The following is a 14653-nucleotide window of genomic DNA, read 5'->3' on the forward strand; positions in this document are numbered from 1 at the left end:
TCAGGTACTGAACCTTGGGTCGGCGGCGGCAAGTTGGTCGAGTGCGCCGAGGACGTCCGGGCCGAGCACGGCGAGCGCCAGCGGGCGGCTGCGGCGCAGTCCGAGGACGGTGCGCAGCACGTCGGCGTGGTGGATCTCGCGCAGCGCCGCCACATACTCCTCGGCCGCGGCCCCGTCGGCCATCTGCCAGGTCAGCAGCAGCGCCTTGACCACGGCGAACATCAGCCGTCGGCCGCGCACCAGTTCGGGCCGCTCGTTGAGGCCGAACACCTCGATGGTGGCCTCGCCGCGGACGGTCAGCGGGTCGTACGCGCCGGAGTCCAGGTAGAGCCGCAGGTGGTCGGCCGGATCCTCGCGGCACGGGTCGACCAGCAGCGCGTCGCCGGTGGCCGGGTCACGCGGGAAGCGGTCGCGCTTGCGGTTGCTGTTGCAGTGCGCGCACGCCAGCAGGTGGTTCTGCCAGTCGAAGGTGCGCAGCGGCGCCTGGGCGATCGGCTCGAAGTGGTCGATGTCGGTGCCCAGGTTGTCCCCGCAGTACATGCAGCGCTCCAGCCCGGGCGCCATCTGCCGCAGCATCAACCGCAGTTGGGCTTTCGGACGGACGGCTTTGCGCCACGCGGCACGGCCGGACGCGGTGCTCGGGCCCGCCGTCCGGATCCCGGCCGTGGCCCGCTCGAGGTCGGCGGCCAGCCGCGGCTGCAGGGCCGGCCGCTGGAGCGGGATCACTGGTCCCGGCCGAGCAGCCGCGCGGTGACCTCGTCGACCCGGGCGGTCAGCGAGCTGTTCAGCTTCGCCCCGAGCTCCCGGTACTCGGCGAGCTCCGCGTCGGTGGCCCGGCCCGCGTACATCTTGCGCTCCAGCCGTACCAGCAGCCTGCGTTCGGCCTCGGCGGCCGGCGAGTAGGCGCTCGGCAGCCCGAACAGCTCCGACAGGACGGTGTCCTCCCCACTGCCGTACAGCACCCGCTGCCGCAGGTCCTCGTCCAGCCGGTGCGGCGCGAACTCCTCGCCGGGTCCCGGGAGACGGATCAGCGCGCCCGGGTCGGCGGCCTGGCAGACGTACGGGCTGTGGGTGGCGACCAGGAACTGGGTGCGCGGGAAGTGCTCGGTCAGCCACGGGCCGAGACGCTGCTGCCACACCGGGTGCAGGTGGCGGTCCACATCGTCGATCAGCACCGGGCCCGCGTGCGGGGTTGCCGCGACCTGACCGACCATGCGAGCCAACGCGGCGACGCCGTCGCCCAGTTCGTCCAGCGGCAGCTCCAGCGCGCCGTGCGCGACGTACTGCCGCTCCGGATCGCTGACCCGCCAACCAGGGGGCAGCACGCCGGCCACCAGCTCGGCGTCCAACGGGACTTCTCGGCCCTGGCCGGGCTCCACGAAACGCGCCTGCCGCGCGCCCTGCGCCTCACCGACCCGCCAGCGCGGCGCGGGCTCCGCCTCCACCCAGCCGTCGCCCCATGCGCTTCTCTCGCCACCCGGCAACGCCCCGAGCGCCATCGCGACCGCCCGCAGCAGCGTGCTCTTCCCGCTCCCGTTCGGCCCCGCCACCACGTTCCACCCCGGCCCCGGAGGGAGCGCCAGATCCACCTCCCGCGCCCCGCCGAAACACTTCACGCCGGAAACCCTGATCCGCGACACATACACCGGGCCACCACCCCCTGCGGGGTGTTATGCCCAGCCCTCGCCCGCCCACCCACCCGTGACCCCGACAGCAGAAGGCGAAGAGAGCCGGGGCGGCGCCTGCGGCCGACGGCGGCGGGGCCACGGGCGGGCAGACGGGCGGGGCAACGCCTGCGGCGAGCAGCGGCGGGACCACGAGCGGAGCGGCGCCTGCGGTCGGCGGCAGCGGTCACGGGCAGGCAGACCGGCAGGGGCGGCGCCTGCGGCGAGCAGCGGCGGGAACACGAGCGGGGCGGCAGGCCGCGACGGCGCCTGCGGCCAGCAGAAGCGGGGGCCACAGGCGCGAAGGCCCGCCGGGCAAAGCCTGCGGCTGGCGGCGGCGCGGTCACGGGCGGGCAAACCGGCCGGGGCGGCGCCTGCGGCCAGCGGAGGCGGGGCCACGGGCCAGCGGGCCGGGGCGATCCGAAACGCCCGTGGCCGCCGGCAGCGCCCCCGCGTCCCACCTCTGCGGAGGGGTCACGGGCGAGTGGGCGGGCCGGGATGGCGTGCACGTCAACCGCCGAACGCCAGCCCCCCCCCGGGGGGGGTTCACCTCGGCGGCGGGGTCACGGGCGGGCAGACCGACAGGAGCGGCGCCAGCGGCCGGCGGCGGCGGGGCCACGGGCCAGCGGGCCGAGGTGATGCGAACGCCCGTGGCCGCCGGCAGCGCCCCCGCGTCCCACCTCTGCGGAGGGGTCACGGGCGAGTGGGCGGGCCGGGGCAACATGCACGTCAACCGCCGAACGCCAGCCCCCCCGGGGGTTCACCCCGGCGGCGGGGTCACGGGCAGGTGGGGAGGGGCGGCGCCTGCGGCCGGCGGCGGCGGGGCCGCGGGCGAGCAGGCCGGGGCGATCCGAAACGCCCGTGGCCGCCGGCAGCGCCCCCTGGCCCCACCTCTGCGGAGGGGTCACGGGCGGGTGGGCGGGCCGGGATGGCGTGCGCGTCAACCGCCGAGCGCCAGCGGCCCTCGGGGGTTCACCTCGGCGGTGGGGTCACGGGCAGGTGGGGAGGGGCGGCACCTGCGGCCGGCGGCGGCGGGGCCGCGAGCGAGCGGGCCGGGGCGATGCGAACGCCCGTGGCCGTCGGCAGGGTCCCCGCGTCCCACCTCTGCGGAGGGGTCACGGGCGGGTGGGCGGGCCGGGGCAACGTGCACGGCAACCGCCGAGCGCCAGCGCCCTCGGGGGTTCACCTCGGCGGTGGGGTCACGGGCGGGTGGGTGGGCGCGATGCGTACCGGCAAGCCCCGCAGCGCGTCGCAGAGGGCCGCCGCGAAGCGGTCGTATTCCGGGGTGCGGGCGGAGCCGGGCCGGTGGGCGAGGCCGATGCGGCGGCCGGGGGTGGGGGCGGCGAAGCGGACGGCGGCAAGGCGGTCGGTGCGGCCGGTCTCGACGGCGAGTGCGGTGGCGGGGAGCAGGGTGACGCCGAGCCCGCCGGCCACCAGCTGGACGAGGGTGGAGAGCCCGGCGGCGCGGGTGCTGCCGCCGGAGGCGTCGGCGCCGACTTCGCGGCAGATGTCGAGGGCCTGGTCGCGCAGGCAGTGGCCTTCTTCGAGCAGCAGTACGTCGAGGTCGAGCAGCACGTCGCGCGGGACGTCGGACTGTCCGGCGAGCGGATGTTCGGGCGGCACGATCAGCACGAAGTCCTCGTCGAACAGCGGGATTTCGGCCACGGGGGCGCTCCCGCCGGCGGGCAGGGCGAGCAGCAGCAGGTCGAGTCGTCCGGTGGCGAGGCCGTCGAGCAGGGAGGGGGTGCGTTCCTCGTGGACGTGCAGTTCGAGGTCGGGGTAGGCGTCGCGGACGAGTCGCAGGACGGTCGGCAGCAGGTAGGGCGCGACGGTGGGGATCACGCCGAGGTGCAGTGGCCCGGTGAAGGGGCGGCGGGCGGCCTCGACCTCCTCGGTGAGGGCGTGCAGCGCGGACAGCACCTGGCGCGCATGGGCGGCGACGCGTTCCCCGAGCGGGGTGATCATGACGCGCCGGGTGGTGCGTTCGACGAGTTGCGCGCCGAGGGTCTCCTCGAGCGCGGCAACGGCGCCGGACAGCGCGGGCTGGCTGGTGCCGATCGCGGCGGCGGCCTCGCGGAAGTGCAGGTGTTCGGCGACGGCAGCGAAGGCCCGCAGCTGGGAGAGGGTGGGGGTGCGTTGCGTAGGGTGCTTCACGACGGCGCTTCCTGCGGTGATCCGATGTGGTCCGATGCTGCCTCCAGTGTGCCGCACTGATCGGGATTGCCTATCAGGCAAAGCAGCAGATCCGATTTCACTGATCAGTAGCCCCTGTGCGACGCTTGAAATGTCCGCAATACGGACAACCCTCATCTCAACCCTTGGAGTAACGACGTGCTGACGATCGGCGACAAGTTCCCCGAGTACGAACTCAACGCCTGCGTTGACCTCGACGCCGCGAACGCCTTCGCCGAGATCAACCACAAGACCTACGAGGGCAAGTGGAAGGTCGTCTTCTTCTGGCCGATGGACTTCACCTTCGTCTGCCCGACCGAGATCGCCGCGTTCGGCAAGCTGAACGAGGAGTTCGCCGACCGTGACGCCCAGGTCCTCGGCGTGTCCGGTGACTCGGAGTACGTCCACCACGCCTGGCGCAAGGACCACAAGGACCTGCGCGACCTGCCCTTCCCGATGCTCGCCGACATCAAGCACGACCTGATGCGCGCCTGCGGCGTCGAGGGCGCGGACGGCACCGCCCAGCGCGCGGTGTTCATCGTCGACCCGAACAACGAGATCCAGTTCGTCATGGTGACCGCCGGCTCCGTCGGCCGTAACCCCAAGGAGGTCCTGCGGGTGCTGGACGCCCTGCAGACCGACGAGCTGTGCCCGTGCAACTGGAACAAGGGCGAGGACACCCTCGACGCCCAGGCCCTGCTGGCCGGCTGACCCCCATGGCTCTCGACGAACTGAAGGCCGCGCTGCCGGACTACGCCAAGGACCTGAAGCTCAACCTGGGCTCGGTCATCGGCAACTCGGACCTGCCGGCGCAGCAGCTCTGGGGCACCGTGCTGGCCTGCGCGATGGCGACCGGTTCGCCGGCCGTGCTGCGCGAGCTGGAGCCCGAGGCCAAGTCGCAGCTGTCCCCGGAGGCCTACCAGGCCGCCAAGGGCGCCGCCGCGATCATGGCGATGAACAACGTCTACTACCGGACGCTGCACCTGCTCTCCGACAAGGAGTACGGGACGATGCGGGCCGGTCTGCGGATGAACATCATCGGCAACCCGGGCGTCGACAAGGTCGACTTCGAGCTGTGGTGCTTCGCGGTCTCCGCGATCAACGGCTGCGGTCAGTGCCTCGACTCGCACGAGGGCGTGCTGCGCAAGGCCGGCGTCGAGCGTGAGGTCATCCAGGCCTCCGTCAAGATCGCCGCGACCGTCCAGGCCGTCGCCTCGGTGCTGGACGCCGAAGCGCAGCTGGCCTGACGGTCGACGCGCGACGGACATCTGCGCGACGAACAGACGGAAAGGTCCGCCTGCGGAGGGAACCCCTCCCCGGGCGGACCTTTCCGTTTGCCGCATCTACCGCCTGCGGGCGGACCTTTCCGTTTGCCGCATCTACCGCCTGCGGGTGGCTCCACTGCCTGCGGGCGGCCCTACTGCTTGCGGGCCGCCTCTATCGCCTGGAAGACCTCCTGCCCGGCGGCGTTCCGCTGCCGCAGGTGCCCGGTGACGGTGTTGGTCACGGCGATCAGCGGGACCGCCACGATCGCGCCGGCGATGCCGCCGACGATGGAGCCCGCGGCGACGCCGAGCACCACGGCCAGCGGGTGGACCCGCACGGCCCGGCCGAGGATCAGCGGCTGCAGGATGTGTCCCTCCAGCTGCTGGACGGCGACCAGCACGACCAGCGCCATCAGCGCCTTGAACGGTCCGACGGTGACCAGCGCGATCAGCACCGCGATGGTGCCGGTGACCAGCGCGCCGACCAGCGGCACGAACGCGCCCAGGAAGATGATCACCGCGAGCGGCATCGCCATCGGCACCCCGAGCAGCTGGAGCCCGATGCCGATGCACAGCGCGTCGATGAAGGCGACGGTGACGGTGCCGCGGACGTACGCGGTCAGCGTGGCCCAGGCCTTGGGCCCGGCGCCGGCCATCGCGTACCGGGAGTGCCGGGGCAGGCCGCGCAGCGTCCAGTTCCAGATCCCGGCGCCGTCGTAGAGCAGGAAGAAGACGGTGAAGGCGGCCAGCGCGATGCCGGTGAGCAGTTCGACGGCGATGCTGACGCCGGTGAAGCCGGCCGAGGTCAGCTGGTCGGAGTTCTTGCCGATGGCCGTGGTGATCTGGTTGGTGAAGTTGTTCAGCTGGTCCTGGGTGAGGTGGAACGGGCCGTTGAGCAGCCAGTCCCGCAGCTGCCGGACACCGTCCTGCACCTTGACGGTGACCGAGTCGAGGTTGGTGGACACCTGCCAGAACACGAACCAGCCGACCAGGCCGATGCCGGCCAGGCCGGACATGAAGGTGCCGGCGGCGGCCACCGCGCGCGGAACGCCGTGCCGGCGCAGCCAGGAGACGGTGGGTTCCAGCAGCGCGGCGATCAGCACCGCGGCGAGGGCCGAGAAGGCGACCAGCCGCAGCGTGTCGATGACCCGGAAGACCACGTAGAGGGCGACGCCGATCAGCAGCAGCCGCCAGGTGGACTCGGCGGCGACCCGCAGCGTCCACGGCACCGCGTCCGCGGGGGTGGCGGGACGGCCGAACGAGGGCGCGCCGGTCTGCTGTTCGACGCTGCGCGGGGCGGGGACGGTCGGCCCGGCCGCCGGCTCCTGGGACGCGACGGCGACGGCCAGGCCTTCGGCCGATGCGCCTTCGTGTCCGGCGAGTTGACGGGCCGTCTGCTCGACGGTGCGCCGGGCGGCCCGCTCGGCGGCGAGTTCGACGGCCTGCTCGGTGGCGAGCGCCTGCGCCTCGGCGGTGATGGCCGCGCGGCGGCGGCGTTCGACGGCGGCGAACAGCCCGGCCGCCAACGCCCCTATCTTGGCGACACCGCGCCAGCGGCCGCCGTTCGTCTCTTCCGTCACTGCCCGGTCTCCCCCGTGTTCGTCTGCTCCGCGGCCGCGGGTCGCGCGGCCGTCGGCCAGAAACGCTACCTGCCGACGGGGCCCCGGGGCGCGGTGGTATCAAGGACCGGTTCCAGGAGGTTCCGGGCAAATCATCATCAATGCGCCCGTTTCGTCCGGCCAAAGATGGGAAGGCGCTTCAACGGACCTTCTGTCGGCGGACCGGCCGGGAGTGGTGGAACCAGGACCCGCTCCGCTCCCCCGCGTCCGCACCGGACCGTCGCCGCCCGCAGCGCACTGGTCAGCGCCGCCCGGGCGGCACGGCCCGCTCAGAGGCCGCTGTCTCGCGGCAGCACGAAGGGCCCCGTTCTCGGCCGTGCGAGAAACGGGGCCCTTCGATACGAAGCCGTTGGGCCTGGTACCAGCCGTTGGGCCTAGTACCAGTGGTGCGACTGCCAGAACGACCAGGCGCCACAGGGGCTGCCGTAGCGGCTGTTCATGTAGTTGAGGCCCCACTTGATCTGGGTCGCGGGGTTGGTGCGCCAGTCCGCGCCGGCCGAGGCCATCTTGGAGCCCGGCAGCGCCTGGACCAGGCCGTAGGCGCCGGAGGAGGCGTTGGTGGCGGTGTAGTCCCAGCCGCTCTCGCGCTTGACGATCTGGCTGAAGCACTGGAACTGGTTGGCGTCGCCGACGATCTGCAGCGCCATGTCCTGGACCGAGCCGGCCGGGACGGTGGCGAGCACGCTGCGGGCGGAGGCGCGGCTGGCCTCCTCCTTCTGACGCTTCTCCTCGGCCGCCTTGGCGGCCTTCTCCGCGTCGGCCTTCGCCTGGGCGTCGGCGGCGGCCTTCTGGCGGGCAGCCTCTTCCGCGGCCTTCTTGGCGGCGGCGTCGGCGGAGACCTGCTGGGCGTTGGCCTGGCGGCTGATGCCGTCGCTGACGTTCTGGGCCTGTGCACCGGTGGGCGCGTCGGCGAGCAGGGTGGCGCTCGCGACGTCGACCGTCTGAACGGTCTTGCCCTCACTGCCAGAGGCCGCACCTACGACAGCACCGACGGCGGTCACCGCAGTGGCGGAGGCGACAGCGACTCCCCGGACCGAGATCCGAGTCACATGGTTTCCTTCCAGCGTCGCCCGGCGTGTGACCTCCGGGCGCAAGATGCCCCTGGTCACTGGCCTCCGTCGAACTCTGGTCACGGGAGGCGCTGGCTCGGCCGTCCCCCCGGGCGGGCCCGGAGCGGCGGTGGAATCGAGCGGCGTACGGCCTTGCGGTGTTCAGTTTTCCGCCCGCCGACCGGAGTTGCCGGGCGAGGAATTGCCGTACGCGGGGCCTGACAGAACCCTCACCATGCCGCACGCGACGGTGTCTACGCAATTCCCTGTGCCGTGGCGGATCTCACAAACTTCGCCACCTGGGCGTTTGGCGGGCGATCGGCAGAGGGGTCGTCAACAGGGCTGACAGCGAAGGGGCCTGACGGTACGCGCCAGACCCCTTTGCCCCGATGTGTCCGGTTATGCCTACGGCTGGATGTCCTCCAGCATCTCGGTCACCAGTGCGGCGATCGGCGAACGCTCCGAACGCGTGAGCGTGACATGGGCGAACAGCGGATGGCCCTTCAGCTTCTCCACCACGGCGACCACGCCGTCGTACCGGCCGACCCGCAGGTTGTCCCGCTGGGCGACGTCGTGGGTGAGCACCACACGGGAGTTCTGGCCGATCCGGGAGAGCACCGTGAGCAGCACGTTCCGCTCCAGGGACTGCGCCTCGTCCACGATCACGAAGGCGTCGTGCAGCGAGCGCCCGCGGATGTGGGTGAGCGGCAGCACCTCCAACATGCCGCGGGAGATGACCTCTTCGATCACGTCCTGGGTGGTGACGGCGGAGAGGGTGTCGAACACCGCCTGCGCCCAGGGGCCCATCTTCTCGGCCTCGCTGCCCGGCAGGTAGCCGAGTTCCTGGCCGCCGACCGCGTACAGCGGGCGGAACACCATCACCTTGCGGTGCTGGCGGCGCTCCAGGACGGCCTCCAGGCCGGCGCACAGGGCGAGCGCGGACTTGCCGGTGCCAGCCCGGCCACCCATCGAGATGATCCCGATCTCCGGGTCGAGCAGCAGGTCGAGCGCGATCCGCTGCTCGGCACTGCGGCCGCGCAGGCCGAACGCCTCGCGGTCGCCGCGGACCAGCCGCACCCGGCCGTCGGGGGCCACCCGGCCCAGCGCGCGGCCGCGCTCGGAGTGCAGCACCAGGCCGGTGTGGACCGGGAGTTGCTCGGCGCCGTCAACGGAGAGGGCGTGCTCCTGGCCGGCGAACAGCTCGTCCACCTGGTCGGCGGGGACGTGCAGTTCGGTCATGCCCGTCCAGCCGGAGGTGATCGCCAGCTCGGCCCGGTACTCCTCGGCCAGCAGCCCGACCGAGCTCGCCTTGATCCGCAGCGGCAGGTCCTTGGAGACCACGGTGACGTCGTAGCCCTCGGCCTGCAGGTTGCGGGCGACCGCGAGGATCCGGGTGTCCGCCTCGCCGCCGCCCGTCCGGTAGCCGGCCGGCAGGATCGTCAGGTCGGAGTGGTTCAGCTCGACCCGGATGGTGCCGCCCAACTCGCCCACCGGGATCGGCTCGTCGAGCCGGCCGTAGCGGATCCGGTAGTCGTCCAGCAGGCGCAGCGCCTGGCGGGCGAAGTAGCCGAGCTCCGGGTGGTGCCGCTTGGCCTCCAACTCGGTCACGACAACCACCGGGAGGACCACCTCGTGCTCCTCGAAGCGCGTCATGGCGAGAGGGTCGGCCAGGAGCACGCTGGTGTCGAGGACGTACGTGCGCCGGTCTGGTGTCCGGCGGCTCTTGGTACTGACCACTAGCCCTCCAGAGCGGGTGACCCGACGTCACCCGCGGCCCACCGGTCCCCGCGGCCCCGCTGGCCGGGGGGACGGTCTGAGCGGAGTATTCCCAGGCGAGGAGGCCCGCATTCGCGCCTGGACGAACGGCGGGATCACAACGGGTGAACGTTTTCCCATGGGCAGCACGGGTATGAGGAACCGACCGGGCACCCAAGGGAATTGGCCGGGCGTCAGCGCCCCATCCGCCGGTTGCGCAGCTGGTAGTCGCGCAGTGCCCGCAGGAAGTCGACCTTGCGGAAGGCGGGCCAGTAGGCCTCGCAGAAGTAGAACTCGCTGTGTGCGGACTGCCAGAGCAGGAAGCCGGACAGCCGCTGCTCGCCGGAGGTGCGGATCACCAGGTCGGGGTCGGGCTGGCCCTTGGTGTAGAGGTGCTCGGCGATGTGCTCGACGTCGAGGATTTCGGCCAGTTCCTCGATCGAGGTGCCGCGGCCGGCGTGTTCCTGGAGCAACGAGCGGACGGCGTCGGCGATTTCCTGCCGGCCGCCGTAGCCGATGGCGACGTTGACGGTCAGTCCGTCGATGTGCGCGGTCTGCTGCTCGGCGCGCTTGAGCACCTCGGCAGTGGGGGCGGGCAGCAGGTCGAGCGCGCCGACCGGGTGGACCTTCCAGCGGCCGGCGTCGACCAGGCCCTGGACGGCGTCCTCGATGATGCCGAGCAGCGGGACGAGTTCCTCGGCGGGGCGGGCCAGGTTGTCGGTGGAGAGCATCCAGAGGGTGACGACGCGGACGTCGGTCTCCTCGCACCAGCCCAGGAACTCGCTGATCTTGTCGGCGCCGCGCTGGTGGCCGTAGGCGGTGGTGCCGCCGGTGGCCTTGGCCCAGCGGCGGTTGCCGTCCAGGATCACGCCGATGTGGCGGGGGGTGTTGGCCAGGTGCACCTCGACCCGGCGGCCGTACAGCCGGTAGGCCCGGTCCAGCAGGATGCGCAGTCCCGGCGTGCGCTCGACCACATCGCGCAGACCCATCGTGAACGGCCCCTCCGTGCTGATTGCTCCGGGTGCGAATCCCCTGGCGCAGCCTACTCCGCCCGGCATTACCGGCGGTAAAACCGCAGGTACCGGTCTTGTCACAGTGCGCGCACGGGGCGGGATACGGAACGGTCTCCGAATCCTTAAACGGTCCCTAAACCGGATTCCGGGTCTTGACGCTTGCCATTGGTCTAGTCCAGCGTGTGGTCAGCACCACAGCGGACCCACCCCCACAGCGGAGCCGCCGCGACCCCCACCGCGGCGGCTCTTCCTTCCCCCGCCACGTCTGCTCTCCCCCCACGCCCCCCTCCCCCACTCCTGCACTGGAGCCTGTCATGGCCCGTACCCTGCAGCAGCCGTCCCACCGGCGCCGCAACAAGTTCCCGGCGGTGCTGGCCACCGCGACCGCGCTGGCCCTGGCCGGCACCGGCCTGGCGCTGTCGGCCGGCGGCGCGAACGCCGCGGTCGGCAACCTGGTGACCAACGGCGGCTTCGACTCCGGCCTCGCCGACTGGACCTGCACCGGCAACGCCGGCGCGGTCACCACCCCGGTCCACTCCGGCACCGGCGCGCTGGCCGCCACCCCGGGCGCCGGCGACACCGCGGAGTGCACCCAGACCGTCTCGGTGCTCCCCAACACCGCCTACTCTCTGAACGGTTGGGTCCAGGGCTCGTACGTCTACCTGGGCGCCCGCGGCACCGGCGGCACCGACCCGTCCACCTGGTCGGCGCAGAGCAGCTGGAACCAGCTGAACACCACCTTCACCACCGGCGCCAACACCACCAGCGTCACCCTGTACATCCACGGCTGGTACGGCCAGCCCGCCTACTACGCGGACGACATCCAGCTGATCGGCCCGGGCGGCACCGCCTCCCCGTCGCCGTCCGCCAGCTCCGTCTCGCCGAAGCCGTCCACCTCCGCGTCGGCCTCCCCGTCGCAGAGCGCCTCGCCGTCCGCCTCGGCCTCGCCGTCGCAGAGCGCCTCCCCGTCGGCGTCCAACTCGCCCAGCCCGTCCGGCTCGGCGACCACCCCGCCGCCGAACACCGGCCTGCCCAAGCACGCGATGACCGGCTACTGGCAGAACTTCGACAACGGCTCGACCGTGCAGAGGCTGCGCGACGTGCAGTCCGCGTACGACATCATCGCGGTCTCCTTCGCCGACGCGACCACCACCCAGGGCGCGATCTCCTTCACCCTGGACCCGGCGCTGGCCACCAAGCTCGGCGGCTACACCGACGCCGACTTCAAGGCCGACATCGCCGCCAAGCACGCGGCCGGCAAGAAGGTCGTGCTCTCCATCGGCGGCCAGAACGGCGCGATCTCGGTGGGCAGTTCGGCCGCCGCGACCGCGTTCTCCGACTCGGCGTACAAGCTGATCCAGCAGTACGGCTTCGACGGCATCGACGTCGACCTGGAGAACGGCGTCAACGCCACCTACATGGCGCAGGCGCTGCACACCCTGCAGGCCAAGGTCGGCTCCGGCTTCGTGCTGACCATGGCCCCCGAGACCATCGGGATGTACTCCACCGCCGGCGCGTACTTCCAGCTGGCGCTGGCCACCAAGGACATCCTGACCGTCGTCAACACCCAGTTCTACAACTCCGGTGGCATGAACGGCTGCGACGGAAAGGTCTACACCCAGGGCACCGTCGACTTCATCACCGCGCAGGTCTGCACCCACATCCAGGGCGGCCTGCGGCCCGACCAGGTCGGCATCGGCGTCCCCGCCTCCAGCAAGGCGGCGGGCGGCGGCTACGTCAACTCCACCGTGGTCAACAACGCGCTGGACTGCCTGGCCACCGGCAACCACTGCGGCACCTTCGTCCCGCCGGCCAAGTGGCCGACCATCCGCGGCGCGATGACCTGGTCCACCAACTGGGACGCCAACAACGGCAACGAGTTCTCCAACAACGTCGGGGCCTTCCTCCGCAACATGCCGTGACTCTCCGCCGGTGCACCGCTCCTTGAGGGTGGGGCAGGTGCACAGGGGCCCGTCGTACCACTGGGGGTACGACGGGCCCCGCCCCTTTTCAGCGGACGGTGACCAGGACGGCCGCCAGGGTGCCCAGCAGCATCGCCGGGCCGAAGGCCAGTTCGGTGCGGCGGCCGGCCCGGCGCAGCACCAGCAGGGCGACCGCCCACAGCGCGGCGATCAGCCACATGTAGAGGAGACCGGCGTAGAACGTCCGCCAGCCGGCCAGGCCGAGCACGGCGCCGAGCGAGGGGGCGAGTTTGACGTCCCCCAGGCCCATCGGCGAGAACAGCGCCAGCAGCAGGAACACGCCCCCGAGTGCGCCCGCCGCCAGCGCGCAGCGCAGCCACACCTCCGGTCGGTGGTCGGCGAGCGGGACCAGCAGGGCCGTGCCCGCCAGCAGCGGCAGCGTCAGGGCGTCCGGCAGCCGCTTCACCGCGGCGTCCACGAACCCCAGCGCCACGCCGAACAGCGCCACCCACGCCAGCAGCGGCAGCCACCGACCCGGCGCGTACCCGGCGAGCGCGGCGCCGACCGCCCCGGCGGTCAGCTCCACGGCCAGCGGCGGCGGTCCGGCCCGCTCCCCGCAGCGCACGCAACGGCCCAGCGGCGTCACCGCGCAGGCCCGCCACGGCTCGCCGCCCGGCACCGCGTACCGCACCACCGCCGACCGCAGCGGCACCCCCACCAGCAGACCCAGCACCGCACCCAGCACTGCCCCGAGCATCCGACGCCTCCCCTGACGGCCCGCCGCGACCCTACCGCCGCACCACCGTTCACCCGTCCGTGTCCAGGTGGCGAACACCACGCGGAGACGGGCCCGGCGCGCCCGTAAAGTAATCGGGCATGCAGGTCATCCAGTCCAGCAAACTCGCCAATGTCTGCTACGACATTCGCGGCCCGGTGCTCGACGAGGCGATGCGGCTGGAGGAGCAGGGCCACCGCATCCTCAAGCTCAACACCGGCAACCCGGCCGCGTTCGGCTTCGAAGCCCCGCCCGAGATCCTCCAGGACATCCTCCGCAACCTGTCCTCCGCGCACGGCTACGGCGACTCCAAGGGCCTCCTGTCGGCCCGCCGCGCCGTGGTCATGCACTACGAGGACCGCGGCCTGCACGGCCAGACCGTCGAGGACGTCTACCTGGGCAACGGCGTCTCCGAGCTGATCCAGCTCGCCATGACCGCCCTCCTCGACGACGGCGACGAAGTCCTCGTCCCCGCCCCCGACTACCCGCTGTGGACGGCCTCGGTCTCGCTGGCCGGCGGCACCGCCGTCCACTACCGGTGCGACGAGCAGGCCGAGTGGTACCCCGACCTGGCCGACATCGCCGCGAAGATCACCGACCGCACCCGGGCGATCGTCGTGATCAACCCCAACAACCCCACCGGCGCGGTCTACCCGCGCGAACTGCTGGAGGGGATCGTCGAACTCGCCCGGCAGCACAAGCTGGTGATCTACGCGGACGAGATCTACGACAAGATCCTCTACGACGGCGTGGAGCACATCCCGCTCGCCACCCTCGCCCCGGACCTGTTCTGCGTCACCTTCAACGGCATGTCCAAGTCCTACCGGGTGGCCGGCTTCCGCAGCGGCTGGATGGTGCTCTCCGGCGACCGGCAGCGCGCCCGCTCCTACATCGAGGGCCTCAACGTCCTCGCCTCGATGCGCCTGTGCGCCAACATGCCCGCCCAGCACGCCGTCGCCGCGGCCCTCGGCGGACGCCAGTCCATCCACGACCTGATCCTGCCCGGCGGCCGGCTGCTCGCCTCCCGCGACGCCGCGTACCGGCTGCTCAACGAGATCCCCGGCGTCTCCTGCGTGAAGCCCAAGGGCGCGCTGTACGCGTTCCCGCGGCTCGACCCGCAGGTCTACAAGATCAAGGACGACGCGCGGATGGTCCTCGACCTGCTCCGCGCCGAGCGGATCCTGATCGTCCAGGGCACCGGCTTCAACTGGCCCGCCCCCGACCACTTCCGCCTGGTCACCCTCCCCCACCCGGACGACATCACCAGCGCGGTCACCCGCATCGGAGACTTCCTCTCCGGCTACGTACAGGCGTAGGGGCACGGCAGGCGGGCGCGAAACCAGGGGCGCGGGGAACTGCGCGAGCAACCCGGAACGTACAGCAAGGTCCGGCCGAGGACGGGACTCCCCGCTTCGACCG

At 72.2% G+C, this 14653-nt stretch carries 12 protein-coding genes; 4 read left to right on the forward strand and 8 right to left on the reverse strand.

The features are described from left to right. From ACFYS8_RS08920 to ACFYS8_RS08930, 3 genes are all read right to left on the reverse strand, one after another. A complete protein-coding gene (locus tag ACFYS8_RS08920) occupies positions 1-726 on the reverse strand; it encodes an HNH endonuclease (RefSeq protein WP_387637818.1) in 726 nt (241 codons plus the stop codon). After that, positions 723-1646, reverse strand: coding sequence for an AAA family ATPase (locus ACFYS8_RS08925; RefSeq protein WP_387637821.1), 924 nt, complete (start codon positions 1644-1646; stop codon positions 723-725). The genes ACFYS8_RS08920 and ACFYS8_RS08925 overlap by 4 nt, the downstream gene beginning before the upstream one ends. A gap of 1200 nt (positions 1647-2846) precedes the next feature. Further along, positions 2847-3818, reverse strand: a complete 972-nt coding sequence (locus tag ACFYS8_RS08930) for a LysR substrate-binding domain-containing protein (RefSeq protein ID WP_387637823.1) — start codon at positions 3816-3818, stop codon at positions 2847-2849. A gap of 177 nt (positions 3819-3995) precedes the next feature. Here ACFYS8_RS08930 and ACFYS8_RS08935 point away from each other — a divergent pair, with 177 nt between their 5' ends. Both ACFYS8_RS08935 and ACFYS8_RS08940 read left to right on the forward strand, forming a co-directional pair. Next, complete coding sequence (locus ACFYS8_RS08935) at positions 3996-4547, forward strand: peroxiredoxin (protein WP_387637826.1); 552 nt, start codon at positions 3996-3998, stop codon at positions 4545-4547. 5 nt (positions 4548-4552) lie between these two features. Beyond that, entirely contained in the window at positions 4553-5083 is a 531-nt protein-coding gene (locus tag ACFYS8_RS08940) for an alkyl hydroperoxide reductase (RefSeq protein ID WP_387637829.1), read from the forward strand. A gap of 170 nt (positions 5084-5253) precedes the next feature. Here ACFYS8_RS08940 and ACFYS8_RS08945 read toward each other — a convergent pair whose 3' ends face one another. The 4 genes from ACFYS8_RS08945 to ACFYS8_RS08960 form a co-directional block, all read right to left on the reverse strand. Continuing rightward, positions 5254-6681 carry an AI-2E family transporter gene (locus ACFYS8_RS08945; RefSeq protein WP_387637832.1) on the reverse strand — a complete coding sequence of 476 codons (1428 nt, stop codon included), beginning with the start codon at positions 6679-6681 and terminating at the stop codon, positions 5254-5256. 413 nt (positions 6682-7094) lie between these two features. Beyond that, positions 7095-7769, reverse strand: coding sequence for a transglycosylase SLT domain-containing protein (locus tag ACFYS8_RS08950; protein ID WP_387637835.1), 675 nt, complete (start codon positions 7767-7769; stop codon positions 7095-7097). A gap of 405 nt (positions 7770-8174) precedes the next feature. Then, a complete protein-coding gene (locus ACFYS8_RS08955; RefSeq protein ID WP_387637838.1) occupies positions 8175-9506 on the reverse strand; it encodes a PhoH family protein in 1332 nt (443 codons plus the stop codon). A gap of 212 nt (positions 9507-9718) precedes the next feature. After that, complete coding sequence (locus tag ACFYS8_RS08960) at positions 9719-10513, reverse strand: isoprenyl transferase (RefSeq protein WP_387637841.1); 795 nt, start codon at positions 10511-10513, stop codon at positions 9719-9721. A gap of 338 nt (positions 10514-10851) precedes the next feature. Between ACFYS8_RS08960 and ACFYS8_RS08965 the strand changes: the two genes are divergently transcribed. After that, positions 10852-12459: a chitinase gene (locus ACFYS8_RS08965; protein ID WP_387637843.1), complete on the forward strand. Its 1608-nt coding sequence runs from the start codon at positions 10852-10854 to the stop codon at positions 12457-12459. 88 nt (positions 12460-12547) lie between these two features. Here ACFYS8_RS08965 and ACFYS8_RS08970 read toward each other — a convergent pair whose 3' ends face one another. Further along, positions 12548-13216, reverse strand: coding sequence for a prepilin peptidase (locus tag ACFYS8_RS08970; RefSeq protein ID WP_387637845.1), 669 nt, complete (start codon positions 13214-13216; stop codon positions 12548-12550). 119 nt (positions 13217-13335) lie between these two features. Between ACFYS8_RS08970 and ACFYS8_RS08975 the strand changes: the two genes are divergently transcribed. Beyond that, positions 13336-14550 (forward strand): pyridoxal phosphate-dependent aminotransferase, encoded by a 1215-nt coding sequence (locus tag ACFYS8_RS08975; RefSeq protein WP_387637848.1) that lies wholly within the window; start codon positions 13336-13338, stop codon positions 14548-14550. The last annotated feature ends 103 nt before the right edge of the window (positions 14551-14653 follow it).

Origin of the sequence: Kitasatospora sp. NPDC004615, assembly GCF_042873545.1 — a bacterium.
GTDB lineage: Bacteria > Actinomycetota > Actinomycetes > Streptomycetales > Streptomycetaceae > Kitasatospora.